This is a genomic window from Pseudovibrio sp. Ad26 (assembly GCF_001623285.1).
In the GTDB taxonomy this organism is placed as follows: Bacteria; Pseudomonadota; Alphaproteobacteria; order Rhizobiales; family Stappiaceae; genus Pseudovibrio; species Pseudovibrio ascidiaceicola.
This window is the reverse complement of sequence record NZ_LMCE01000050.1, coordinates 259871-285355: the sequence shown is the minus strand read 5'-3', so window position 1 is coordinate 285355 and position 25485 is coordinate 259871. Positions and strand designations below refer to the sequence as shown.

The following is a 25485-nucleotide window of genomic DNA, read 5'->3' as shown; positions in this document are numbered from 1 at the left end:
TTGAGAATAGAACATGAAACACGCTGAAACACTTATTGCCGAGCTTGGCGAGAAAATCGGGCTGCCAAACCTTCAACTGGACGAGGAAGGGCTTTGCTCTTTTGACGTTGAGGAGGAGTTTATGCTCACTTTGGGCGCGAACAATCAGGATGAGGTGATCCTGTTCGCCCTGCTGCCTGACATTCAGAAAGACAAACGCGAGGCAGGGTATCGGTTGTTGCTGCAAGCCAACCTGCTGGGCAAAGGTACTGGAGATGCGGTGCTTGCCATGACGGAAGGCGACAACCAGCCAGCGCTGAACTCAAGGTTCTCCGCCAAGAGCCTTGGTGTGACGCAGCTTGAAGAGAAGCTGGATACATTCATCAAGCTCGTTAAACTGTGGCGCGTGACTATCGAGTCCCTCAATACCTCGCAAAATGAGGGGGCAACACAGCTTCATCCTTCAAACGATGAATGGCTTCGTGCATAAACTTGAGCGCTTGCCATCCAGTTGGGCTGTCTTCAGCCAGCCCAACAGTCCTTTAGCCCTCTAAACCACTGCTCTGGACAGTGCTTGCTCCGTGATCTGGGTGCAGATGCGTTCGGCGATAAGGGGGGCGAGGATGACGCCGGGGTGGCTGCCTGCGACGAAGGCGTTGGAAAAGCCGTTGATGGGACGGGCCAGAGGTTCAGCTGAATGGCTGGCGGGGCGCTGGCCAACATGAATGGACAGCAGCTCCACCTGACCGGTGTTGGTGAAGGTGTCTTTGACGGCTTGCACTATCCGCGCGCCAATACGCTCCAGCTCGGCGGGATCATCCGTTTCCGGCGGATTTTCAGCCAGAGCGAAGTTGCCAAAACCCAGGCTGCGCATCTCGATATCCGGCGTTTGCAGCACAGGGGTGAAGTCCGGCAGTTCTGCGCTGAGCTCAATGTAGGTGGACGGCGAGGTGTAAAGGCCATGTTTCGGCTCATACGGAGCGATCAGGCTGCCATTGCCGCCACCGGTCGCCAGTACGGTGAAATCACTGGCAAAGACCTCATCATTCATGCGGATTCCGTTGCAATGATGGTCGGTGACATCCAATGCACTCATTGAGCTGTTCAGCACCACGTCGCCGCCCAGTCGGATCAAGACATCAACCAGCTTTTCGATGACTTTAGGTGGATACCAGCTGACATCTTCTTCTGAATGGGCTGCAAACTCCGGCGGGTTTGTGAGCGCGGGCAAATGCTCCTGAAACTCTTGCCTGCTCATCACGCGTGTTCGGGTGCCTGCCTGCCGTTGACGGTCAATCACGGCTTGCGTTTCTTCCGGAGTTGCGCGCCAAACAATGGCGCCGCCTTCCGCATCAAACAGCGTGCCGTCAAATTCGGCGTTCAAAGCTTTGTAACGCTGCATGCCATCGGTCAGTAACGGGAACAAATCTGGATGCTTAATCGGATCATTGGCGATGTGGCCAATCCAGCCAAAGGAGGTGCGGGAGACATCTCCGCCCACACAGTAGTTTGCATCAAACAGGGTGACTTTGAAACCTTGACGTACGAGTTTATACGCAATCATGGCTCCGGTAATCCCGGCCCCGATCACGTTAACGCTTAAATTCTGCATAGATGCCTCAGTTCAAAGAAAAAGATACCGGCCAGCGACAAACATCGCTGAGCAGCTGAAGAATTCAAAGGAATGGCTATGCGCAGACCCTAACGAACCCTCCTGTTCGGTGAAACCGGCATCCTGAAAAATAAGAGGGTAGTGATATATTTGTCGCGACTAATATAGGCAGCATAGTGATTTTGGTTACGGGTCGGTGTCGCGAGTAAAACAATGCCTTTAACTTATCGAAAGATATTTTGGGGGAAGCGGAGCATGTTGAGCAGGGATTCGGAACCGGGCCAAGGGTCCTGTCTGAGGCTAAGACGATACTCGGAAACTAACTTTTGAGCGAATAAGTCTAAAGCGATAGTTCTAAAGTAGCTCGAAGTGCACTCTAGGAGAGATTTGCAACAAAGCCCGATCCCAGCAACACGGTTTTCATCCTGTGAGCATAGCTGTGTAGCATTTGCAGCGTGTGATCCGGATCAGTCCGCAAATGATTTAGGAAGGTATCTTTCGGCAGCACCATCGTTTGTAGATGAGATCTTGCGATCACATCTACAGACTGAGTATCATCCGTCAAAAGGGCTAATTCGCCAAGAACCTGACCTTCGCCCAAGACGGCTAGAACAGCGCCGGATTCAGCATGGCGCACTTCTGCTTCGCCTTCAATAATCACAAAAGCCGAGTTTCCCTTTACACCAGCCTGCAACACAGTTTCGCCGGCGTTGAACAGCATGTACTCGTAGGATTGCAGGAAATTATAAAGTTGGGTGCGTTTCGCAAATGTTAGAAAACTGTCTGCCAAGTCTCTCATATCCAGCATCATAGGGATAAAATTCCCCCCCAAGTGCGGATCATACCGCAAGTCGCCAACAGGTTTGAAACCGACGCGACCTAAAAGTTTGCCGATAGCCGGGTTCGTTGGCGCGATGACATGCGTAATGTCGTTTGAAACGGCGAAATAAGCCGATAACGAAATTAGGTGAAGTGCAATACCTAGCGAGCGCTGTGCTTCACGAACACAGAACATGCCCACACTCATCATATTGACGTTCTCTTTTGGCAGATGCTGACGAAAATCGTAATAGTCATCCGCAGGCACCCCCGCAGAGGAATCGACGTTAATCCTTAGCGCACCAACAATCCTGTCGTCTCGTGTCGCCAATATGTTTCGCGTTGTCGATAACGTGTCGAACCTGTCAACAACCCTCTGGTCCGTGGTTGGTTGAAACAATTTTTCTTGCAAACAGAACACGTCATACCGCAACTTCAGAATGCTATCGATCTGTACTGGATCTGTTGCGATGTTCAACCGGATTGGCATGATGCCTCGATCTCAACGCGAGTGCTGTTAACTTGTGCCTGGGCCAAGCATTCCCCACGATGCAACATTGTTGGCGTGGTGTTGGGGAGATAACGATCCTTCAGCTTGGGCCCCTCGGCCACATCCAGCAAAACATATCCTTGCTCGTTGATGAAACCGGCTAAATCCGTGCGCCGAATGGTCCAACTCACTGGTTCACCTTTCATTCGCAGATAGAGGCGCAACAAAGGGCCGCAATTGTTCTCGGGATCGGAGAAAGGGGTAACACTGCTGAATACGATCCGCGTCTTTTGGCCCAGTTCCCTGAGTCCTGAAAAGAGTGCTTTCACATCTGAAACCGGCAAGTACATGAGCACGCCTTCACAGATGAAAACAGCAGGTTTGGCGGCGTCATAGGACTCATGAGAAAGTAACGCTTCCTTAGCGCTGGTCTTTTTGAAATCTACTTCAATCAGATGAAGGTTGTCGGCCACTTGGCCATCTAAAGCCATTTGCTTGTGAGCACTGGTCGCCGGATGATCCAATTCAAAAAAAGTAACCTTGGGAAACTGCGAATGCAGTTCATAGGCAAGCGTATCAAAACCTGCGCCAAGGATTGCGACCGTGCTGTAGCCCTCGGAGAGTGCATTTTCGACAGCGTCGCGTATATACTTCTTACGTAACCCGTAATGAGTTGAAATACCGGGTAATGTCAGCCTTTCCATAAATGGAACGAGTGCACGAAACCAACGACTGTTGAGCTGCTTCAGTCGTTTTCTGCCTTCGTCAGAGCCGCCCAAGAGGGTTTTGCCTGCTTTAAGAGCCTTTGCAGTGACAAGATGTCGATACTCTGGTTTTTCTGCAATCAACAACAAGCCTTGCAACACTGTGTAAGCGGTTGAACTTGCAACTCTGTCTTTCATTCTTGCTCCATAAACTTGCGCCTTGATTGACTAAGCACGCGGTCAAATCAGGGAACCCTGAGCAGGTATTTCTCAAGTAGGGTTGTCATTTGGCGATTGTTATCGACGTTGCCACAGGTCTTAAGTGTCCAGATTGGGTCGGCGCGTTGTTTTGGTCTAAGCGCAATTGCCCGCAGCTTGCGATTTCTAGCGGTGCGTGGGATTGCAGAGGCTCTGCCCCGGTGAAGGCCGAAACGCGATCAGAACTGCAGAGCAAGGTTCGCCTTAAGCCCCTAATCGGTGAAGTTGGATCCGAAACAGCCATTGCAGTTCAGGCCGAAGGCCGCATCCGCCCTAATGACCGATTGCCGAGCCGAGATCGATCCAGTATTGGGCACGCAGTCCGAGGGGGGGGGCGAAGATGTCGTCTAGATCCTGTCCGTTGGCCGTCAGCTTCAGAATGCCGTCAATGAAACTGGGGTAATCATAGCCGTCGAAAATACCAAAGCAGGTAGGATCGCTGATCCTAAGCAGATGCGATATGAATTATGGCTCACGATTAAATCCCCCTCAATCGCGATGGAAGCTACTTTATCGACGATGTTGCCACAACAATCATTTTTTTAGACACTTATAGCAAAAAGCTATAGGTGCTTCGGAACCGGCATCCTGAAAAGTAAAAGGGTAGTGATATATTCACCGCGACTAATACAGGTGGTGAGTGTTATTTTCTAACTGCTTGATGCAGCTATGAAAATATGTGCTTATAGCGTTTCTGGCCACCATGTTTTCTGATCTTTCGTGAAATATACCTTGATAATTTCACGGTGATTGGTGAAAATATCGGAAAATATTTCACGGAATGGCGGTGCATGACCATTACAAGCACATTGGGAGAAGATCTGAAGGCGCTTCGCATTGCGCGCGGTTTGACGCTGGAAGATCTGGCAAAACAACTGGGTCGCTCGGTCGGCTGGCTCTCTCAGGTGGAGCGGGATAAATCTACGCCGCGCCATACGGACCTGCAGCAGTTTGCCGAGGTGTTTGGTGTTCAGCTCTCCCTGTTTTTCGGCAATGCAGATGCACCGGAAAATGAGAGAGGTCGTGTAGTGCGGGATGGCAACCGCCGCGTGATTGGGGAGCGGGATAAGGGCCTGCTTGAAACTCTGGTGTCACCAGACCTGACCGACAGCTTCGAGATGATCCACTCCACCTTTCAACCTGGCTCTCACCGCAGCGCGGCGATTACGCGCCCTACGCAGGAGGTGGCCTACATGGTCTCGGGCAAGCTGGATGTGTGGATTGGGGAAGAGATGTTCACGGTGGAGGCAGGCGACAGTTTCCGCATCAAGGAGGCGTCTTACCGCTGGTCCAACCCATATGCTGAACCTGCCATTGCGATTTGGGTGATCTCACCGCCGGTTTATTAGGGCGTCCGCTCAAAGAAATATTTGCAGATAAGAATGATACCCGTCTCACAGAGAAAAGCGGGAGAGGACTACATGACGAACGAATAAATTTTGGAGGAGGTGCGCATGTCTATCCCAACCATCGCGCGGGTTGTCATTATCGGCGGCGGCGTTGTTGGCGTTTCTACGCTATACCATCTGGCAAAGCTGGGCTGGAGCGACTGTGTGCTTCTGGAAAAGAATGAGCTGACGGCAGGCTCCACGTGGCATGCAGCGGGCAACTGTCCCAACTTTGCCACCAGCTATGCGGTGATGAACATGCAGCGTTACGGTTTGGAGCTGTATCGCGGTCTGGCTGACGAGGTGGACTACCCCATCAACTATCATGTCACCGGCGCGATCCGGCTGGCACACAGCCACAACCGGATGATGGAGTTTGAGCATGTGGCCGCCATGGCTGAGCACATGGGCCTGACCATGGATATGTGCACGCCAGACCAGCTGCAAAAACACTTCCCCTTTATGGAAACGCACGATCTGGAGGGCGGCCTTTGGGATCCGCTGGACGGCGATATTGATCCGGCGCAGGTGACACAGGCGCTGGCGAAAGGTGCGCGGGAGCTGGGTGCCCGCATCCTGCGATTTACACCAGCCACAGGCGTGCGCCGCGAAGGCAGAGAATGGATTGTCTGTACTGAGACAGGTGAAATCCGCTGCGAATATGTGGTGAATGCAGCGGGCTATTATGCTGCTCGCGTGGGCGAATGGTTTGAGCCGTATGGCGGGCGCAGTGTGCCCTCCGTTACCATGAGCCATCAGTATTTCATGACAGAGGCTGCTCCAGAGGTGGAGGCATGGACCAAGGCACAGGGCCGCAAGCTGCCCATGCTGCGTGATCCCGATACCTCCTATTACCTGCGGCAGGAAACGGGTGGGTTCAACCTTGGCCCCTATGAGCGAGCCTGCCGGACGGCTTGGACCTCATCGGATGACCCGATGCCGGATGACTTCAGTTTCCAGCTCTACCCCGATGATCTGGAACGGCTTGAGTTTTACATTGAAGACGCGATGGCCCGCGTGCCCTTGCTCGGAACGCAAGGGGTGAAACGCAACATCAACGGGCCTATTCCCTACGCACCTGATGGCCTGCCCATGATTGGCCCCATGCCCGGCGTGCCCAATGCGTTTGAGGCACACTCCTTCACCTTTGGCATCGCGCAGGGCGGTGGCGCTGGCAAGGTGGCCGCAGAATGGATTGTGCACGGCCAGACCGAGTGGGATATGTGGGCTGTCGATCCAAGACGCTACACCGATTACACAGACCAGCAGTACTGCATCGATAAGGCGAAAGAAGTCTACGGCCACGAGTACGCCATGCACTTTCCCCATCACGAATGGCCAGCGGGCCGCGACCGCAAACTCTCACCCAACCACACCAAACTGTTGGAGCTAGGCGGACAGATGGGGGCCTACAACGGCTGGGAGCGGGCCAACTGGATCGCGAAAACAGGAGACGACACCAGCGAGGACGCCACACAGACATGGACCCGCTCCGGCCCATGGGAACAGCGGGTGCGAGAAGAATGCGAGGCCGTGCGTGACTATGTTGGCGTGCTGGACCTCCCCGGCTTCTCGCGGTTCAAACTCTCGGGTACAGGCGCCGCTGACTGGCTGCGAGGGCAGATCGCCGGAGGTCTCCCCAAAGTTGGCCGCATGACCCTTGGCTACTTCCCCGATAATCGTGGCCGCGTCCTGACGGAAATGTCGATCCTGCGTCATGGCGCAGAGGAGTTCACGCTGATCACCGCCGCGTTGGCCCAGTGGCATGACTTTGAGCTGCTGAAAGCCCGCCTGCCAGAGGGATTGGGTCTGGAAGACCAGACAACGGACGCAACAACACTGATCGTCACCGGCCCAAAGGCCCGTCAGCTGCTTGCTCCCATGCTCAAAGCGGACCTTTCTCTCAGTTGGTTGAGCCTGCAACAGGCCACCATTCTTGGTAAGGCTGTGATGTTGGTGCGCGTCTCTTTTGCAGGTGAGCTGGGCTGGGAAATCCATGCGAGCAATGAGGATATGCCTGCGATTTATGAGGCGATCCTGACAGCCGACGCCAAACCGTTTGGCATGTATGCGCTCAATGCCTTGCGGTTGGAGAAAGGCTATCGCAGTTGGAAGGGGGATCTCTCGACCGATTACAGCGTGCTGGAAGCGGGGCTGGGCAGGTTCGCAAAGCTTGATAAACCTCAAGGTTTTCCCGGTAAGGCCGCATTGTTGAAAGAGCAGGCGGAAGGCGTGAGGCGTCGCTTTGTGACGATGATTGTGGAGGCTGAAGAGTGTGATGCCCCTTACATGTCCACCATTTGGCTTGGGGATCAGATGGTCGGGGAAGTTACTTCTGGCGGGTGGGGTTACCGCGTCAATGCTTCCATCGCGCTTGGTGTTGTACGGGCTGATCTGGCAAAACCGGGAACGGAGCTGACCATCAAAATCTACGGCAAGCCTTACAAGGCAATCATACAGTCGGATGAACCACTTTGGGACCCGGAGAATGAGCGCCTCAAAGATCAAGGCACGCCTGAGAGTGTCGTTTTGGAAGGGCACGCGTTGTAACACCCGTTCATCTGACATGTTCTGCGGCATCCATATCTCTCCTGCTCCACACGACTGAAGCAGAAAAATATGGATGCCGTAATAGTTGGGTGTGCGATCTATACTTATAATTCTCCAAGCTTATGCATTGATTAATCTCTATTTGCATTTGTGTGTACTTCGTATCGTGACATAATATAGCATTGCGTGATGAGTTTAGTGGTTGTATTTGCGTGTTGACATCTAAGTAGTCAGTCATATTTAATTGTATGTCAGACATGGATAGGCTCGTCTTATCTTTCTGCTCTTTTGATGAGGCTGACGCGCGATGGTATCGACATACACTCAGGATCTGCGAGACCAGATCACAGAGGAACTGGCTCGGCAGTTGTTTTCTGCTGAGCTCAAGCCCGGTGACTTTCTGCCCAAGGAACTTGAGCTCACGGACCAGTTTGGTGTGAGCCGCGCCACCATGCGCAGCGCTCTGGCAACCTTCACCAATCACGGCATCATTGAGCGCATTTCCGGCTTTGGCACACGCGTCAAAGACTATCAGGAATGGAACATCCTCTCCCCGCAAGTGGCCACGTGGATCGCGCAGTATGGCGGCAACACACTGATCTTTGCCCGGGAGATCTTCCGGTTCCGCACGTCTGTTGAACCGTTCATCGCCATGGAAGCCGCCCGCCGGGCCACGGCAAAGGATCTTATGAAGATAGAAGCGGCTTGGAATGGCATGTATGCGGCCATGCAGAAGGATGATCTGACCTATCGCGGCAAGCACTTCCAGCAGTATGACATTCAGTTTCATGAGGCGATCTATCAGGCAACTCATAATCTGGTTTGGGTGCAGATTGGGCGCAGCACCATGCCAGCGGTGTTTGTCCTGATCAAGAAAACCACGGAAGCTGCCAGCGAACTTAGTGACAGTCTGGAACGCCACCGCCACCTTTTGGAAGCCATTCGTTTGCGGGATGCGGAGGCGGCTCGAAAAGCGTCTGTCCGCATCATTGACCGCGCGGCCTATGATCTTGATCTGGATGAACTGAACGAAGAGATCCGCGAGAACTCATTGGCCAACGTCGTGATGCAAAATGAGCGTGACCGCCTTGCCTCTGACTGAGCTGCCATCCCCTCTCCCCAACTCCTTTCTCCGAGACACGACATGAAAATCACTGGCATCGAAACCATCAATATCAAAGAATTTCGCAATGTAACCTGGGTGCGCGTGCATACGGATGCGGGCAGCTTTGGTCTGGGCGAGACCTTTTATGGCTCAGACGCGGTTTGCGGGTTCATTCACGAAACACTGGGAAATGAGCTGATTGGCCGTGATCCAACCCAGATTGATGCCATCTCCCGCCTGCTGCTCAACCCCATCTGCGGTTTCAACTCTACGGGTGCGGAAATGCGAGCCGCCTCTGCCATTGATATTGCCCTATGGGATCTTGCAGGCAAAACCCTTGGCGTGCCGGTGCATCAGCTACTGGGTGGCAGAAGCCGCGACAAGATCCGCGCTTACAACACCTGCGCAGGTTACGAGTACGTGAAGGACAAGCAGGTCAACACAACAGAAGACTGGAGCACGGATTCTGTCGCTCAAGGCCCCTACGAGGATCTGGAGGCCTTTCTCTCTGACGCGGGCACTCTGGCGAAAAGCCTGCTGGATATGGGATTCCGCGGCATGAAAATCTGGCCGTTTGACCAGTTCGCTGTCAAAACCAACGGCACATACATCTCGCCGGAAGATCTGGAGGCTTGCTTGCGCCCCTTCAAACAGATCCGTGAGGCGGTTGGTGATGCTATGGACATCCATGTGGAGCTTCACAGTGTCTGGAACCTGCCAATGGCAGAAAAGATCGCCCGTGCGCTGAAGCCTTACAACGTGTTCTGGCTGGAAGACCCGATCAAGATGACCAACGTGGACGCACTGGCAGAATACGCCCGCCGTGCTGACACATGGGTCACCGCCAGCGAGAACCTTGCCACCCGTTGGTCTTTCCGTGAGCTGTTTGAAAAGCGCGCCACGGATGTTTGCATGCTGGACATTGGCTGGTGCGGCGGCCTGACGGAAGCCAAGAAGATCGCCACCATGGCGGAAACCTACGAGCTGCCTGTCGCGCCACATGATTGCACCGGGCCAGGCCTGCTGACTGCTGCCGTGCACCTTTCTATCAACCTGCCCAATGCGCTGGTTCAGGAGATGGTGCGGGCATTCTACTTCGGCTGGTACAGCGAATTGATGGAAGGGCTTCCCGTTTTCGAAAACGGCTACCTGCTTGCCCCCACCGCACCGGGCCTTGGTATCTCGCTCTCACCAAAGGTCTTTGAGCGCAGCGATGCAACAATCCGGATGACGGGGTCAAAGAACAGTTAGACGGCGCAAAGCGCCATTGCGGACGCCCGCTGGATAGGAATTCTATTCTGCGGGCGGTCACCCGTTGTGCATGTTACTCGTTGACTTCCTGAAGTGGTTTCTCGCCCACTGCAATTTCAGGAATGGTATCTGCCAGTAATTTCCCAGCCACTGCAATATTCTCATAGGAATGTTCCTCGAGATGAATCACGAGGTGGTCTTTAGCTAAACCCGTTGTGGTGCAAAATGCTTCAGTTAAGGCTGCAACACATGCAACTTTCTTTTCACGACTAAGATGAGGGGAATAAACAACAATATGAGGCACTGCTCGCTCTCCTTATAATCAAGGCACTTTGAAGTATAAGGCAGCCTGTTTTAAAGTGCTACAGAAGCACGCTTGGGAATATGTCTTGGGCAATCCCACTCAAGTGCTTTTGTTTTAATAGTAATCGCGCGCTCAGGATCAGCCTTATAGTTTTCAGGCATGAGATCCATGACAAACTCCCGGTCTTCCTCCAGGGAGGTAATCTGCGCCTCACCCCAAATTTTGAGCCTCTGCTGTGTTTCATAGTCCACCAGTATGAGAGATACGCGGGCGTTGTGAGAGATGTTTCCTGCACTGAGATATTGCCGGTTGCCGCGATAATCGGCATACGCAAAATGCTGGTCATCCAGCACCTTCAAAAAACCTCTTGGCCCGCCTTTAAACTGCACATACGGCCAGCCAGTTTGCGAGAGTGTTGAGAGGTAGAACCCGTCCATACGGCTGATGAATGCGGCGTGGTCTGGTTCAATCTGATGACCCGTCAACTCCTCCCCTTCCAGCAATGTAGCGTAGGCTGCTTTGGTGCCATAGTGGTCCTGAAAAGATTGAGCAGCAGGCGTAAGGGCAATCTGGGCAAAGGCTTTGGGCATGAAAACTCCCGAGATATCTGATGAATATCTCTGAATATGGGAGCTACAACAGAAAATGCGACGGTCCTTTGGGTAGAAGGAGCCGTCGCATTGCTCTGGGGGGAGCGGGAGGAACTGGGATAGGTCCGCAGTGTTCTGAAAAGGCCAAGTCGATGGGGCCGTGCTTGGCACTCTAAGCGGATGGACGCATTCCTCCGGTGGAGCTCGTTATAAGTTCATTTCGGACAGACCCGGGTGGTGATCCGGACGGCGGCCAAAGGGCCAGGCAAACAGGCGTTCGTTTTCGTTGATCTCTGTATCGGTGATGCAGGTGATCCGTTTTTTCATTAAGCCGCTGTCGTTAAACTCCCAGTTCTCATTGCCACAGGAGCGGAACCACTTGTTGTGTATGGTACGCCATTCACTGACAATGCGAATTGAGAAACGGTTTTGGTTGAAACTCCAGAGCTCTTTGATGTGGCGGTAGTGAAGCTGGGTCTTCCATTTGGCGGACAGGAAACCCATGATCTGTGGCCGACCTTCGATCGTCTGGTTCCGGTCATGCCACAGGCAATCACGGGACAGGTTTCGGATAACAATTGTCGGACAGCGTGAGTTCCACGCATCTTCCGCAGCTCTTACCTTTGCGAGTGCCGCATCTTCAGTCAGGGGGCGCATAGATAAATTGAGCATATTGTTACCTCTTATTGTTTACTGATCGGTACAGTTGCTGATTGCTAAGGTGTACCGATCTGTTCATTTGGTCAATTCACCAAATTGCGAGGTGTGTGATGCCCGTCACGTAAACTGGCAAAGCTCTTTGATTTTGCGGCTAAAATGAATTCCCTTGTTCGGCCATATTTATTTCGTTATATGTACTGATCAGTAAACCCAGAGGTTGGTATGCGCAAAAATAAACGAGATGAACTCGTACAACAGGCGATGGAAACCTTCTACAGAAACGGATTTCACGCAACGGGCATGGATATGCTGGTGGCGGAATCTGGTATCTCCAAAACCTCCATGTACAAGCATTTCAAAAGCAAGGATGAGCTGATCCTTGCTGCGCTGAAACTGCGTGAAGAGCAGTTTCACAGCTGGTCTGCACAACGGGTTGCTGAGTTGGCGAGCGAACCCAGAGATCAGTTGCTGGCGCTGTTTGATGTGTTGGATGAATGGTTCAAAGAAGACACTTTCAAGAGCTGCATGTTCATCAAAGCAAGCTCGGAGTATCCGGAACCTGACCACCCTATTCACCAGCAAACTGTTGAGCAGCGAAACGCCATGTACAAGGGTGTGCTGACACTGGTTGAAGCAGCTGCTCTGAAAAACCCGGAAGCGTTGGCACGCCAACTGGTTATGCTGCAGGAAGGTGCGATCATCACCGCGCATTTTGGCAATAGCACGGACCCGGCAGGCGAAGCGAAACAAGCTGCCAAAGCCTTGATTGACGCTGCTTCCTGACAATCCCAATTCGCGAAACGTAGTCGTCTCCTCCCAAGGCGTAGAACATGGTTTGAGCACGCCGCGGTCTCCAGCGTGCGGCCTTTCATCTGTAAATCTTACTCTGCGGAAAATATTTGCGTATACATATGAATATGTTTAGCGTGGTCTCTGTGAGATCTCACGGGACGGTTGATCTCGCGTTTTAAAAACGTCCACTTTCTGGGAGGGAGAAAGAGGGATGCTGACCAAAAGCATATTGGAAGACCTTGGCACAAAACTGATTACTGGAGATGTGGAAGTGATTGACCTATCGGGTCGATTAGGGCCCGAAACTCCCATTTTACAGCTGCCGCCAGACTTTGCTAAAAACACGCCGAAAGTGGAGATTCATAAGATCTCCGAGTATGATGAGGACGGCCCGTTCTTTGCGTGGAACTGGATGAAACTGGGCGAACATTCCGGCACGCACTTTGATGCTCCACACCATTGGATCACCGGAAAAGACTATGCAGATGGATATACCGATACCATCTCACCGCAGAATTTTGTGGCGCCTGTCAACGTGATTGATTGCTCTGCCGAGACTGCCGCGAACCCGGATTTCCTGCTGACTGCTGACCGCGTGAAAGAATGGGAAGCTGAGCATGGATCGATCAATGCTGGTGAATGGGTTGTCATGCGCAGCGACTGGTATCACCGCAACACGGATGAAGCGAAGTTTCTCAATGTAGATGAGAATGGACCGCACTCACCGGGGCCAACCGTTGATTGCATTGAGTATATCCTGTCCAAAGGGATTCTTGGTTGGGGCAATGAGTGCATCGGCACGGATGCTGGTTGCGCCGGAGGAATGGAACCACCCTATCCTGCGCACAATCTGCTGCACGCTGCCAACCGCTACGGGCTCGCCAGCCTCGCTAATCTGGACAAGCTACCACCCAAAGGCGCCATCCTGATTGCGGCTCCACTCAAGATCGCCGATGGAACCGGCAGCCCCATTCGCGCACTCGCACTGGTTTCTGCGAGCTAGCGAAATACTATGAAACGCGCTGATTGGCGGTGGCTTGTGAGCTGCCGCCGATCAAATGTGTTTTCTCAGGGGCTCTGAAGTTGATAGTCTCACCTTGTTTGCTGGCTTACTTTACCTGTTTGGGGTTTATGGCACTATCAACACAATAGCCACGCTATTTGGATACAAAGGCGAAGCTGTTGCCTTAAGCAAATCTATATTTGCTCTTTGGCCGTCTGATGAAGAGGTATGCCGTATGAAGGCTGGAACTACCTCTAAGTTGTACGCTCTCTGCTCAACACTGATCAGACATTCAATTGCAAATGCGCTACTGACACATTACGCAGATATCTCTTCGGAGCAAGACAACTCTTTGTAGGCTTCAATAATTGAAGGGCTATATCCGAAAATTCCGGCTCTTTTGGCAAATGCGATAATATCTACCGTCAAAGCACTGGATAGGACGTTTGAGAACTGTTCGTGAAGATAACAAGCAGCAAGTCCCCAAATAGCGTTAGGTGGTATCTGCAAAAAGAACAAGTTGAAGTAAAACTGACGTCCTTCTTCTTCAGTGTCGAATCCGAAAGACGCATAATTTGCCTCAATAATGAACTCAATTACGAGGGATGAATGCCAAGCATAGTTGGAGAAAGTGCTTTGGTGTGATGTGTAAAATCCCGTCCACTCGTAGCCAACTGTTTTGCTTTGTACCTGATGATTGTAATTTTCAAGGGTGACTTCAAAGGCAATCGCACCTTTGTTGTGAAATTTGCTCTTTGGATTACCTTCAGTAGCTACTTCAAGCACTTCTGTGTTTTTTCGCAAGAGCTCAAACAGATTGCTTTCGAATGCTTGTTTTCGATTAACCCTATTTTGCTCCTCTAATGCCTCTCGCTGCTCATCTAGCATAGTCTTGGTGCGAGTTGCCTCATGACGAGCGATATTCAGTTCATCCCGCGCTACGTTCAATGTCACTTGCTGTTGCAAAATTCCATAGACAAGACCAGTCAGAGCCAACCCTGAAAATAAAGCATTGACGGCTCCAAACTGGTCGCCAAAAGTCCCTCGTTCTCTTACTAGTTGCATCTCTGGAAGCCCAGGAACAGATAGTTCCAGATAAGGTAAATATAGGTTTCCTACCCATGCCAACAAAACCACCGACCCAGCGAAGAAGAGCCACCAGATTGATATCCCTTTGTGTTCAAAAACTCCGTCATGAGTTTTCGTATCGGTTACCATGTTACCTGTTACGCCAGCACCTACTTCTGAACTCATCATTCTAATTCCATAAACAATCTGAAGTTGAGTAACGTGACTCCGCTATGCGTCAAAAACCATTGGGGGCAGAAACTCTATGCGATAGTATTCCACACTGAGGCGGTACGTCCATTGCCATGATTGAACACGATGATGGGATGTCCCTTTCTTTAATTTCCAGCGATAGTGGATAGAAATGCTTTGCCTACGCGTTTGTAGATGAAAGCAGGGTAGCGAACAATGCGCTGACCACGCTGGAGAAATTTAGCTGAAGGTGTGACATGGGAAGGATTTTCCGAAAGCAAAAGAACTATGAGCAATACGGCCATAACATCGCATTTTCCGGGTTGTTTCAATGGTGTTTTGAAGGCTTGATACGAAGAGCGCGCTTGCCATTCTCCAACGCGGATCCTTGAATATAGTTGATAAGCTATATTGTAATGTTGCTATATAGCTTGCTGCCTATATGTTATTTACATGAGCTTGATTGAAATCCTTAAAACTCTCGCCAATGAGAACAGGTTGACCATTCTGGAGTGGCTTCAGGACCCTGAGGCGCATTTTCCGCCGCAGAAGCATGGCGACCTGATTGAGTATGGGGTTTGTCTGGGAGCAATCGCTCGAAAACTCGGCATTTCTCAGCCCGCAGCAACCAACCATATGAAGGTGCTGGTGAATGCCGGTCTGGTGACGCTCACGCGCAACAGCAACTGGGTGTATTTCCGCGTAAACAAGGAGACTGTTTCTCTCTTTCTGGATGATCTTCAAACCAAGATCGCCCCATAAAAATAACTCGCCGACGCAACCTGCAAGCTGATCCTCCGAGGCTGATGGCCTTCTCCCACCTCCCCTGATCTTCAGCGGATTGCTCTTGTGCCGCGAGCCCTACTATTCGTTCCTCATCCAATTATGACTGGAATACAGAGTGAAAAGCTCCGTTTTTGTGTTCTTTGGCTCCATGTTTGGTTCTCGTTTAGGAGACCAACTGCTGCTTTTCGTCGTTCCTCTTGTTGTCTTCCAAACCACTGGCAGTGTGTCGCTTTCCGGCCTTGCCTTTGCGGCTGAAACGCTGCCGCGCATTCTGTGCTTTCCCGTCTGCGGAATTCTGGCAGACCGTTTTTCTCCCGTCACATTGATCCGCATTTCTCAGGCAGGCCGCTCACTGGTCTGTGCCCTTGGCCTTGTTGGCCAATATTTTATGCCCCATGTGGGCTGGATTGTTGCCATTGCGGCCCTTTCAGGCGTGCTCACGACACAAGGGTTCATGGCTCGCGAAGTGATGCTGCCGCAAATCTTCAAAGACGTGACCTTCACCAAAGTGCAGTCCTACGCGCAAAGTGTTGACCAGATTTGCATCGTGTTGGGGCCGGTTATTGCCGCGGCTCTGTTCAACGTGTTCGGCTGGGAAATTGTCGTGGTCATGTCAGGTGCACTGTTTGTCAGTGCCGATGCGCTCATCTCCATCTGGCGCCGTCTCAGTGACGTGGAGTTGAAAGAGGCCAAGCCGCTGGATGGGCATTGGACCAAGCCATTCCGCATTGCGCTCAACCATCTGTTTTACCTGCCGGGGCTGAAGCGCATTGTGGCGCTCACAGCTCTGGTCAATCTGGTCTTCGGTGTCACACTGGCAACCTCCGCCAGTATGGTCACCGGCCTTTATGAGCAGTCCGAGGAATTCTACGCGCTGCTGCAATCCGTTGGGGCGATTGTCACCTTTGCGGTTTTGCTGGTTACAGGTGCGAGCCGCCTGAAGCTGACCCACATCGGCATCATCTCATACAGCGGGTTGGTTGTTGGTGGTGTGATCACAGGGTTCACGAGCAACTACTGGATTTACCTGTTGGGGTACTGCGTGATCCTTGGCTTTGACAGCATGTTTAACGTCTACATCCGCAGTGCACGGCAGAAGATTATTCCGCCGGAAGATTACGGTAAGACGGTTGGTGTGATCATCCTGTTCAACAACTTCACTCTGCCACTCTCCGGCTTGTTTGTTGGTCTGGTTACTTCCGTTGAATATACAGGATGGCTGGTGCTTGCCCTCACTGCGTTCATTGCGTGTGCGGGACTGGCACTCAGCCTTGTTGGCGACTCTGTGCAGCAAGCAAAGGTTAGCGAAACACAATAGGCTCCCGCCAAACAGTCAGGCCACGCCCCCTGAATTGCCATGGGGTGTGGCGGTTTCTTTGGCTGGCGTAACCACTTCACCATGCAGTGTCCCTATGATGTCTGAAGTGTTTCTCATCGAGAGCGCAGGGGATCAAAGGCACATGCAAGGGTGAGATCTTATGCCAGCTGACTCCAGTTTGCCTGACCAACCGGAAAGCCCTGGTCCGTTCTTCTCCAAGTGGATGAAAGAGGGTCGGGAGATCATTCCCGGCCTCATCATTGCAACAGTGATCGCCATTGCCGCGCGTTACATCTCCGAACATCAGGGCGGACCGGTCATGCTCTATGCCCTGTTGATCGGCATGGCGGTGCATTCCATTTATGAGGACGGCAACTGTCAGGTTGGTCTGAGCTTTGCCGCCAAGAAGGTGTTGCGTCTGGGCGTGATCCTTCTCGGACTGCGTGTCTCCTTTGCACAAATCCTTGAGCTAGGTTGGCAAACGCTGGCTCTGGTAATCCTCTCGGTGCTGGCCATGCTGTTTGTTGGGCTTGTGGTGGCGCGCCTGCTGGGCCGCTCCGCCAGTTTTGGGTTGTTGACCGGCGGCGCTGTCGGCATTTGCGGAGCGTCGGCAGCGCTGGCGATTTCCTCCGTCTTGCCAACCTCCAAGGAAAACGAACAGAACACCTTGTTCACGGTCATTGCCGTCACCGCCCTTTCCACATTGGCGATGATCCTTTACCCCAGCATTGGCCAGATGTTCGGGCTCACCGATGTGCAGCTCGGCATCTTCTTTGGTGCCACCATTCACGATGTTGCGCAGGTAGTAGGAGCTGGGTTTGCCGTATCTGACAGCGCGGGAGAAATCGGCACAGTGGTGAAGCTGATGCGGGTGATGATGTTGCTGCCGGTGATCTTCATCATCTCGGTGTGGTCCGCCAAGTGGCTGCATACCAAAAGCAACGCCGCAACGACGGCTCTGCAGACCAAAGCCCCTGTCCCTTATTTCGCCTTTGGGTTCGCAGCACTGGTCGTGGTAAATTCACTGGGCTGGATACCAGAGACTCCGCGCCTGATCCTCGTCGACGCTTCCACCTGGTGCCTCGTCATCGCGATCTCGGCTTTGGGCGTCATGACCACCCTGAAAACTCTCGTTAGCCTCGGCCATCAGCACTTGTTCGTCATTGTCGCTGAAACACTTCTGCTGCTCGGCGGGATCGTTCTGGCGATCAAGTACCTGCTTTAGAGGGTTTTGGAACACGCTGCCAGTAGACGAATGCGTAACCTACGGTGCAGGCTAGGCCGATGAAGATGAGGAAGCCGTCCAGTTGAGACAGGTAAGGCGTTGCTATGACGGGCATGAGCAGAATTGCTGTTCCGCTTCCGGCAAAGTAACTGAAAATAGTCGCGCTTATGGGAAGCCTCAGAGCAGTTTTCCTGAGAAAGAGATGAAACACAACGGCTGCTGGTATGCTGGGCACCATTATAATCGGTGCAATTGCTTCCGTTGGGATCTTCTCTCGAAAGACAATGAGGACCCAAAAGCCAATTGGAGGAAACTGAACAAGCAGAAAAAAGGTGAGAAAGGTGGTGATGCCTGCGAGTGTCAGCGCGAAAAGATAAACCGGATAGGCCTGCAAAAACTCGAGAATCTTGCTCTTTGTCATGCCACTCATATTTTTCTCCTGAAGACAACAAAGCAATGATTGAATTGCGCAATGACGTCCATTCTGTGCACTCAAATATGTTGTTTGTTACTAACTTTAGTCTCTACGCAAAACTCCTGAATTCGCTGATGCAATTCGGGGTTCTGCGCGTTATAAGTTACTGGTGCAAGTTTAGGGGTGACACGCGGGAGGTGTGCGCCGCTCTAATCAATTTTGGGGAGGTCCCGCCACATCCGGCGGGTCTATAACAAGACGTATAGGTTCACAATATGGATACACGCGCCGCTGTTGCTTATAAAGCCGGAGCCCCTCTTTCCATCGAGACAGTTCAGCTGGACGGCCCGAAGCCTTTTGAGGTTCTGGTTGAAATCATGGCAACAGGTATCTGTCATACAGACGCCTTCACCTTGTCCGGTGATGATCCGGAAGGTCTGTTCCCAGCCATTTTAGGCCACGAAGGTGCAGGCATTGTGCGCGAAGTGGGCAAAGGCGTTACCTCGTTGAAGCCGGGTGATCACGTGATCCCGCTTTACACACCGGAATGCCGTGAGTGTGAGTACTGCCTCAACCCGAAGACCAACCTGTGTCAGTCCATCCGCTCCACACAGGGTGCAGGCGTCATGCCAGACGGGTCCAGCCGCTTCTCCATCAATGGTGAGAAGATTCACCACTACATGGGCACCAGCACCTTCTCCAATTTCACTGTTCTACCAGAGATTTCTCTGGCGAAGATCCGCAAGGACGCGCCGTTTGATAAGGTTTGCTACATTGGTTGTGGTGTAACCACTGGCGTTGGCGCCGTGATCAACACAGCAAAGGCTGAGCCGGGCTGTAAGGCGATTGTGTTTGGTCTTGGCGGTATTGGTCTTAACGTTGTGCAGGGCCTTCGTTTGATCGGTGCTGACCAGATTGTTGGTGTTGACCTCAACCCAGGCAAAAAGGCGCTTGCAGAACAGTATGGCATGACTGACTTCGTCAACCCGAAGGAAGTTGAAGGCGATCTGGTTCCTTACCTTGTTGACCTGACAGGCGGCGGTGCGGATTACACCTTTGAGTGTATTGGCCACCCAACCACCATGCGTCAGGCGCTTGAGTGCTCTCACAAAGGCTGGGGCGAAAGCATCATTATCGGTGTTGCCGGTGCTGGTCAGGAAATCTCCACCCGTCCATTCCAGCTGGTGACAGGTCGTTCCTGGAGAGGCACTGCCTTCGGCGGCGCGCGTGGTCGTACGGATGTGCCGAAGATCGTGGACTGGTACATGGATGGTAAGATCGACATTGACCACATGATCACCCACACCATGCCACTGGATGAGATCAACACTGCGTTTGATCTGATGCATGAAGGCAAGTCCATCCGTTCGGTTGTGACGTTTTAAGCCATACTCTGGGTTTTCGTATTGATAAGGTCTAAGCGGACTTCTGTTCTGCTTAGGCCTTCATTTTAATGCGTATTCTTATCTGGAAACCGGAACCGTTTTTCGGGAATGCGCTGTAAGAGAGCTATTATGATTGAGCTGATCCAAAGCTGGCGCTGTTTTGATGGCGAGCAGCGTGTTTATCGCCATGACAGCAAGTCCACTGGCACCCCGATGGAATTTGCGGTGTTTCTGCCGCGCCGTGCCCTGAATGGCGAAGAATGTCCAACTCTGATGTTCCTCTCCGGTCTCACCTGCACCTGGGAAAACATGGTCTCCAAAGCAGGCAGCCAGCGTGCAGCCGCAGAGATGGGCATGATCATCGTTGCACCGGATACATCTCCGCGTGGCGACGATGTGGCGGATGATGATGGCTGGGACATGGGCAAAAGCGCCGGCTTCTACCTGAACGCCACACAAGAGCCGTGGGCCAAGCACTACCGCATGGAAGAATACATCACGCATGAGCTGCCGGAGATTTTGGAAGAACACTTCCCTATCGACCTGAGCGCTCTGGGCCTGACTGGTCATTCCATGGGTGGTCATGGGGCCTTGACCCTCGCGCTGAAAAATCCGGGCCTGTTCAAAAGCGTGTCCGCGTTTGCACCGATTGTGAACCCAATTAACTGCCCATGGGGTGAGAAGGCCTTCTCTGGTTACCTCGGTGAAGACCGTTCCACCTGGGCAAATTATGATGCCTGTGAACTGGTCAAGTCCCGCGGCTGGAAAGGCCGTATCCTGATCGATCAGGGTTCTGCTGATGGCTTCCTGGAAGAGCAGCTGAAACCTTGGGTCTTTGAGAAGGTTTGCCGCGATGAAGGCGTTGATCTGACCCTGCGCATGCATGGTGGGTACGATCACAGCTACTATTGCATTGCGTCCTTTATGCAGGACCATATTGCCTGGCACTATGACGAATTGGTTTAGGCGTTAACCTATACTAGACCATTGAGGCGCTTGTAGTTTGCGGGCAATAGGGTTAGGTAGCTGCAATAATTTGGAGGGTCCTGCCCTCCCTAAACAGAAAATAGCCAGAGGAACAGATGTCCGAATTCATCCAGAAGATCGTATCCGGAATCAACGGCAAGCTTGATGGCGTCGATATGTCAAAGTCGATTGCGCTCAACATCAAGGATGAGGGCTTCATCATTGTCGACGAGAACGGCGCGCGCGCAGAAGAAGCAGAGGCTGATTGCACAATCTCTTGCTCTGCGAAGACCTTCAAAGGCTTGGTGGATGGTTCCGTCAACCCTATGACAGCTGTGATGATGGGTAAGATCAAGATCGGCGGCGACAAGATGGTTGCCATGAGCCTTGGCAAAATCCTCGGCTAAGCAAATATAGCGTCAGTCCGCGGTACTGTGGACTGACGCCTTTAATTCCCTCCTCCTCATGGCTCATAGAGCCTCTTTAAATTCCATTTTAAAATTGCGATATCGCCCTGTTTCCTTGAGAGATCAAGCGCATGAAACTTTCGCAGCCATTCGCGTACTGATTACAGTTTTCGAAAGATCAACAGGACTGTGCGGATAGGTAATTAAGTGTTTTATGGCTCACTGCGCTCTAATAAAACCAGAGAGCTGTAGTCATGAAAAATGGTATTGACGACGAAAATCAGTTTGATCCGGTTGCAGATATTCTTTCCAGTTTTTTTGAGCTTAACAACGCTTTAGACTTGGAAGCTGCAGGCAAGTATGATGAAGCCGCAGAGGCCTTTGAGGACATTCTGCGCAATGATCCAGAAGATAGTATTGGCGCTGCACTTCATCTGGCAGCTATTGGCAAAGGCAATGTACCCAGCAGTATGCCTGAGGCTCATGTGCAGATGCTATTCGGCCAAATGTCTGAGACCTTTGACAAAAGGCTACTGGAAGGCCTGAAATACGCCCTCCCTGAAAAAGTTAAGGAGAGAATGACTGCGCTTGAGGTTGGACCCTTCAAGCGCATGCTGGATCTTGGTTGCGGAACAGGCCTTTGCTGTGAGGTGTTGAAAGAACAGGTTACTCACAAGACCGGTTTGGATCTTTCTGCGGAGATGCTTGAGAAAGCAAAAGAGAAAGAGATCTACGACGTTTTGCATGAAGGCGAGATCACTCGGTTTTTGAAACAAAGCCAGCATGAACCCTGGGATCTTGTGATCTCTACGGACGTCATTCCGTATAATGGGACGTTGGACGAGATGTTTTTGAACATCGCTCAGAATATCACACCCGGCGGTATCTTCCTCTTTTCAACGGAGACCCAACCGGAAGAAGCGTTCGCCGGTAAACCTTATCTCATGGGCAAGTACTGTCGCTATGCCCACTCGCAGGACTACCTTCAGAACCTGTTGAAGCAAAACCATCTTGAACTCCTCGACCAAACAGAAATGGTCCTACGTCTGGAACAAGGACATCCAATCGCTGGTCAGCTGGTGATTGTGAGGAAAAGCAGCCCTGAATAGCTTCAGAAAGCTGGCCATTAAGTTGCATCACCGGATATCGCCTCATAGTTAGCTCCGGCACCTTGGTGGCAGCTTTGATGATGGGCACAATCATGATGATCGCTGCGCCTCATGAAAATCCTCTTCCAAGCAGGCACAGCTATCAAGCGTCAACTCCACCTCCTATAAGATGTAGTGCTTTAGAGCTTAGTTCCGCAGAATTGCCTGCGCTGCTTTGCCTTTCAGCTGAAGGGTCAGACAGCGTACGGAGCCGCCCAACTTGCACACCTTGTTGGCTGGGACCGGAATAACCGTTTTACTGGTGTTGGCTTGGATGGTCTTTAAAACAGCATCGCTGTTTCGGTCGCCAAAGTGCGGCATGTAGATGTACTTGCTGGTCATAGCCGCATTCACGTTGACCCCGCATGCGCTCGACAGATCGTCCTCATCCCACATGGCGTCCACTTCAACAATCTTGATGCCTGGAAAAGATGCCTCCAGTTCCTCGGTAATCTCGGTCCTCATGGGGGCGTCATAGCGATTGAGGATGATGGTGTTTTCTTCTGCAAACATCACCATGCCATCGCTGTGGGCCATCACCTCTTCATCGGGAGGTAAGATCGCAACTTCCTTGGCGTTCAGCAGCTCCTCCAAAACTGCCTTACCGTCTTCATAGGACAAGTCATTGTCTTCTAAAAAGCGAGTTGTGGTGATCACCCGGCCTGCATGGTTATCGACAATATTACCACCATCCAACATGTAGCCGGTGTGAGTAAATGTCAGCCCCTTCGCTTTGGCAAAGGCGTTGAAGCCATTCTGCATTTCATCTGCGACCGCCTGATCTCCTTCAAAGGTGACAGGGGTATAGCGGAACTGAACCGGTTTGCTTGGATTGATGACGGTGTAATCCCGAGCCCAAATGTGAGGGAGATAGTCGGTGAGAAGGATCTCGTCTGGCACTTTGCCTTTGAAGTAAGACCGTGTCTGTGCATCTACAACGATCCGCACTTCATCATTTCCATAAACAGCATTGGCGTAGGCAATGTCGAAGTCTATGATGTCCTGAAACAGCGCTGCATACTCGGGTTCATCGTAGGTATCAGCAATGGATGGTGCTGCGATGAGGATCAAATCCCGATCAGACGCTAAAGCCGCAGTGAAAGAACCAGTTGTCAGCAACACGCTCACGCTCGCAAGCAGGGTACAGGCCAGTAACTGGATTTTTGATCTAAGGTTTTTCATGTGTGCTCCAGCTGGTCTATCAGTGCCTCACTTGTAGAAACAGGTGAGTGAACGGGCGATGATCAATTCGCTTGAATGTAAAAAAGGCCCTGTATCACCAATGAAATACAGGGCCTTCTGAGGTCTTTGCTCTCCTAAGAGATATAGCGTTTAAGCGGCGCGAATATCATCCATGAAGCAATTGATGGTTTTGCGCAGGAGCGCTGCGTTGGATGCAACAGCTTGAGATGCGTCAAGCACTTGAGAGGCTGCTTCCTGCGTCTCAGTCACTTTTACAGACACTTCACTCACATTGTGTGCTGCGCTGCGGGTGCCCTGTGCTGCCATCTGAACGTTCTCGCTGATTTCCATTGTCGCGGATCCCTGCTGTTCAACAGCATTGGCGATGGAGGTGGCGTGTTTGTTCACTTCGCTCATGGTGTCGCTGATACCGACAATGGCTTCCACGGTCTCCTTGGAGGAGTTCTGGATGCCGGAGATCTGAGCGGAGATTTCCTCAGTGGCTTTGGAGGTCTGGGTTGCCAGTTCCTTCACCTCGGATGCTACAACCGCAAAGCCCTTACCCATTTCACCAGCACGGGCTGCTTCAATGGTTGCGTTGAGCGCCAGCAGGTTGGTTTGCTCTGCGATATCGCGGATGAGGTTGACGACTTCGCCGATCTTTTGTGCTGCACTGTCAAGCGCCTGAACCTTCTGGCTGCTTTCTTCTGCACCACTGGTTGCGGCACCGACCACGCGGTTGGTCTCTCCCAGCTGGCGGCTGATCTCTTCAATGGAAGCGCTCAACTCTTCGGCAGCTGTTGCAACAGTCTGCACGTTGGCAGAAGCTTCTTCAGAGGCATCACGAGCGGTGTTGGAACGCAGAGCGGAATCTTCTGCAATGCCGGTCAGGCGGGTGGCAGTGTGTTCCATCTCCTCAGAACGCTGATCTACACTCTGCAGTGCTTGGGTGACTTCCGCGCCAAACTGGCTCAGTAGGTTCTCGATGCGGCTCTGGCGCTCTTCACGAGCACCGGATTCCTCATCGCTTTGCTCTTGCAGGCGAATACGCTCTACGTTGTTCTGGCGCAGAACTTCAATAGCTTGCGCCATCTCCCCGATCTCATCGGTACGGGTGGAGTACGCAATTGTGATGTCCATCTTGTTCTCGGACAAATCACGCAGGGCCTTCGTCATTACAGGGATAGGTTTCAGCATGAGCTTGAAGCCGAAATAAGCCATCAGCACAAGAACAAGCCCCAGTCCAAGGGCTGCGTAAAGCAAGTTCCAGGTGACGTTGTCAACCTGCGCTTCAATGTGGGATTTCTCAACGCCCACATATAGAATACCAATCACGCGATTGTTGCTGTCAAAGATTGGCTGGTACAGCGTGTAATAGGCCATACCAAGGATGTCGGCTTCGCCGCGGAAAGTCTTGCCAGACTTGATAATTGGATAAACACTGCCAGCCTTGCCGAGCGGTGTATCGACAGCGCGTTTGCCACTGTTGTTTTTGATGTTGGTGGTCTTGCGCCAGTAATCCTGGGTCGCGTCATCCCACACAAAAACAGTTGCGGTCTCGCCAGTCAGATGCCCAATCTGGTCAACAAGGTCGTTATCCGAAAAACTCAAAGGCTCATTTGTGATGATCTTGGCAACATTAGAATTGTGACCCAGCTTCACGGTTGCTGATGGGAGTTCCTGCTGGAACTGAGCAGCGGCGATGCGAAGATTGATATTGTGACGCTTGTTCACCTCATCGCTCAGCGTCCCCCAGAGTAACAGGTCTGCGGCCAGCACAAGAACACCGATTGTTACAACAATGGCAAATGAAACGGCTGAAGCTATTTTGGTGGTCAGGTTTATTCCGGAAAAGTGCATAAGTGCCCCGTTACTATTCTTATTTTCC

24 protein-coding genes are annotated in these 25485 nt (G+C 52.1%); 14 read left to right on the top strand and 10 right to left on the bottom strand.

What is annotated here, in order from left to right; translation table 11 throughout:
- Window positions 1-13 precede the first annotated feature (13 nt).
- Window positions 14-469: a CesT family type III secretion system chaperone gene (locus PsAD26_RS12400; protein WP_057461407.1), complete on the top strand. Its 456-nt coding sequence runs from the start codon at window positions 14-16 to the stop codon at window positions 467-469.
- Between the two features lie 60 nt (window positions 470-529).
- On the opposite strand, the gene PsAD26_RS12395 is transcribed toward PsAD26_RS12400, so the two are convergent.
- From PsAD26_RS12395 to PsAD26_RS12385, 3 genes are all read right to left on the bottom strand, one after another.
- Window positions 530-1591: an FAD-binding oxidoreductase gene (locus tag PsAD26_RS12395; protein ID WP_063310669.1), complete on the bottom strand. Its 1062-nt coding sequence runs from the start codon at window positions 1589-1591 to the stop codon at window positions 530-532.
- A gap of 376 nt (window positions 1592-1967) precedes the next feature.
- The gene (locus tag PsAD26_RS12390) at window positions 1968-2888 is read right to left on the bottom strand and encodes a cyclic nucleotide-binding domain-containing protein (protein ID WP_193758283.1); all 921 of its coding nucleotides are present in this window, start codon (window positions 2886-2888) and stop codon (window positions 1968-1970) included.
- Window positions 2885-3802 carry a class I SAM-dependent methyltransferase gene (locus PsAD26_RS12385; protein ID WP_063310667.1) on the bottom strand — a complete coding sequence of 306 codons (918 nt, stop codon included), beginning with the start codon at window positions 3800-3802 and terminating at the stop codon, window positions 2885-2887. The genes PsAD26_RS12390 and PsAD26_RS12385 overlap by 4 nt, the downstream gene beginning before the upstream one ends.
- An 851-nt stretch (window positions 3803-4653) precedes the next feature.
- On the opposite strand from PsAD26_RS12385, the gene PsAD26_RS12380 reads away from it, so the two are divergent.
- The 4 genes from PsAD26_RS12380 (at window position 4654) to PsAD26_RS12365 (ending at window position 10156) form a co-directional block, all read left to right on the top strand.
- Window positions 4654-5211 carry an XRE family transcriptional regulator gene (locus PsAD26_RS12380; protein WP_063310666.1) on the top strand — a complete coding sequence of 186 codons (558 nt, stop codon included), beginning with the start codon at window positions 4654-4656 and terminating at the stop codon, window positions 5209-5211.
- A 105-nt stretch (window positions 5212-5316) separates the two neighbouring features.
- Window positions 5317-7800 (top strand): FAD-dependent oxidoreductase, encoded by a 2484-nt coding sequence (locus PsAD26_RS12375; protein ID WP_063310665.1) that lies wholly within the window; start codon window positions 5317-5319, stop codon window positions 7798-7800.
- A gap of 307 nt (window positions 7801-8107) precedes the next feature.
- The gene (locus tag PsAD26_RS12370; RefSeq protein WP_057461401.1) at window positions 8108-8902 is read left to right on the top strand and encodes a FadR/GntR family transcriptional regulator; all 795 of its coding nucleotides are present in this window, start codon (window positions 8108-8110) and stop codon (window positions 8900-8902) included.
- A 42-nt stretch (window positions 8903-8944) separates the two neighbouring features.
- Window positions 8945-10156: a mandelate racemase/muconate lactonizing enzyme family protein gene (locus PsAD26_RS12365; protein WP_063310664.1), complete on the top strand. Its 1212-nt coding sequence runs from the start codon at window positions 8945-8947 to the stop codon at window positions 10154-10156.
- Window positions 10157-10229: 73 nt separating this feature from the next.
- Here PsAD26_RS12365 and PsAD26_RS12360 read toward each other — a convergent pair whose 3' ends face one another.
- The 3 genes from PsAD26_RS12360 to PsAD26_RS12350 form a co-directional block, all read right to left on the bottom strand.
- Complete coding sequence (locus PsAD26_RS12360) at window positions 10230-10460, bottom strand: tautomerase family protein (RefSeq protein ID WP_063310663.1); 231 nt, start codon at window positions 10458-10460, stop codon at window positions 10230-10232.
- A 50-nt stretch (window positions 10461-10510) separates the two neighbouring features.
- On the bottom strand, window positions 10511-11050 hold the full coding sequence (locus PsAD26_RS12355) for a pyridoxamine 5'-phosphate oxidase family protein (protein ID WP_063310662.1): 540 nt from the start codon (window positions 11048-11050) through the stop codon (window positions 10511-10513).
- A gap of 207 nt (window positions 11051-11257) precedes the next feature.
- Complete coding sequence (locus PsAD26_RS12350) at window positions 11258-11722, bottom strand: DUF1348 family protein (RefSeq protein ID WP_063310661.1); 465 nt, start codon at window positions 11720-11722, stop codon at window positions 11258-11260.
- A gap of 210 nt (window positions 11723-11932) precedes the next feature.
- Between PsAD26_RS12350 and PsAD26_RS12345 the strand changes: the two genes are divergently transcribed.
- Together PsAD26_RS12345 and PsAD26_RS12340 are read left to right on the top strand one after the other, a co-directional pair.
- Window positions 11933-12493, top strand: coding sequence for a TetR family transcriptional regulator (locus PsAD26_RS12345; RefSeq protein ID WP_063310660.1), 561 nt, complete (start codon window positions 11933-11935; stop codon window positions 12491-12493).
- A gap of 220 nt (window positions 12494-12713) precedes the next feature.
- Entirely contained in the window at window positions 12714-13505 is a 792-nt protein-coding gene (locus tag PsAD26_RS12340; RefSeq protein ID WP_063310659.1) for a cyclase family protein, read from the top strand.
- A gap of 318 nt (window positions 13506-13823) precedes the next feature.
- On the opposite strand, the gene PsAD26_RS12335 is transcribed toward PsAD26_RS12340, so the two are convergent.
- Complete coding sequence (locus tag PsAD26_RS12335) at window positions 13824-14762, bottom strand: hypothetical protein (protein ID WP_153041491.1); 939 nt, start codon at window positions 14760-14762, stop codon at window positions 13824-13826.
- 456 nt (window positions 14763-15218) lie between these two features.
- On the opposite strand from PsAD26_RS12335, the gene PsAD26_RS12330 reads away from it, so the two are divergent.
- The 3 genes from PsAD26_RS12330 to PsAD26_RS12320 all read left to right on the top strand — a co-directional run bounded on the left by PsAD26_RS12330 (window position 15219) and on the right by PsAD26_RS12320 (window position 18094).
- Window positions 15219-15527, top strand: a complete 309-nt coding sequence (locus PsAD26_RS12330) for a metalloregulator ArsR/SmtB family transcription factor (RefSeq protein WP_063310657.1) — start codon at window positions 15219-15221, stop codon at window positions 15525-15527.
- Between the two features lie 139 nt (window positions 15528-15666).
- A complete protein-coding gene (locus tag PsAD26_RS12325) occupies window positions 15667-16869 on the top strand; it encodes an MFS transporter (RefSeq protein ID WP_063310656.1) in 1203 nt (400 codons plus the stop codon).
- Window positions 16870-17029: 160 nt separating this feature from the next.
- On the top strand, window positions 17030-18094 hold the full coding sequence (locus tag PsAD26_RS12320) for a putative sulfate exporter family transporter (protein ID WP_063310655.1): 1065 nt from the start codon (window positions 17030-17032) through the stop codon (window positions 18092-18094).
- Here PsAD26_RS12320 and PsAD26_RS12315 read toward each other — a convergent pair.
- Window positions 18078-18524 carry a hypothetical protein gene (locus PsAD26_RS12315; RefSeq protein WP_063310654.1) on the bottom strand — a complete coding sequence of 149 codons (447 nt, stop codon included), beginning with the start codon at window positions 18522-18524 and terminating at the stop codon, window positions 18078-18080. The two genes, PsAD26_RS12320 and PsAD26_RS12315, sit on opposite strands and share 17 nt — an antisense overlap.
- A 260-nt stretch (window positions 18525-18784) precedes the next feature.
- On the opposite strand from PsAD26_RS12315, the gene PsAD26_RS12305 reads away from it, so the two are divergent.
- From PsAD26_RS12305 to PsAD26_RS12290, 4 genes are all read left to right on the top strand, one after another.
- Window positions 18785-19894, top strand: coding sequence for an S-(hydroxymethyl)glutathione dehydrogenase/class III alcohol dehydrogenase (locus tag PsAD26_RS12305; protein WP_057461388.1), 1110 nt, complete (start codon window positions 18785-18787; stop codon window positions 19892-19894).
- Window positions 19895-20023: 129 nt separating this feature from the next.
- Entirely contained in the window at window positions 20024-20860 is an 837-nt protein-coding gene (fghA, locus tag PsAD26_RS12300) for an S-formylglutathione hydrolase (RefSeq protein WP_063310653.1), read from the top strand.
- Window positions 20861-20976: 116 nt separating this feature from the next.
- The gene (locus PsAD26_RS12295) at window positions 20977-21267 is read left to right on the top strand and encodes an SCP2 sterol-binding domain-containing protein (RefSeq protein WP_063301284.1); all 291 of its coding nucleotides are present in this window, start codon (window positions 20977-20979) and stop codon (window positions 21265-21267) included.
- Window positions 21268-21521: 254 nt separating this feature from the next.
- The gene (locus PsAD26_RS12290; RefSeq protein ID WP_063310652.1) at window positions 21522-22376 is read left to right on the top strand and encodes a methyltransferase domain-containing protein; all 855 of its coding nucleotides are present in this window, start codon (window positions 21522-21524) and stop codon (window positions 22374-22376) included.
- Window positions 22377-22562: 186 nt separating this feature from the next.
- Here PsAD26_RS12290 and PsAD26_RS12285 read toward each other — a convergent pair whose 3' ends face one another.
- Together PsAD26_RS12285 and PsAD26_RS12280 are read right to left on the bottom strand one after the other, a co-directional pair.
- Window positions 22563-23597, bottom strand: a complete 1035-nt coding sequence (locus PsAD26_RS12285) for an agmatine deiminase family protein (protein ID WP_063310651.1) — start codon at window positions 23595-23597, stop codon at window positions 22563-22565.
- Between the two features lie 150 nt (window positions 23598-23747).
- On the bottom strand, window positions 23748-25457 hold the full coding sequence (locus tag PsAD26_RS12280; protein ID WP_063310650.1) for a methyl-accepting chemotaxis protein: 1710 nt from the start codon (window positions 25455-25457) through the stop codon (window positions 23748-23750).
- Window positions 25458-25485 lie beyond the last annotated feature (28 nt).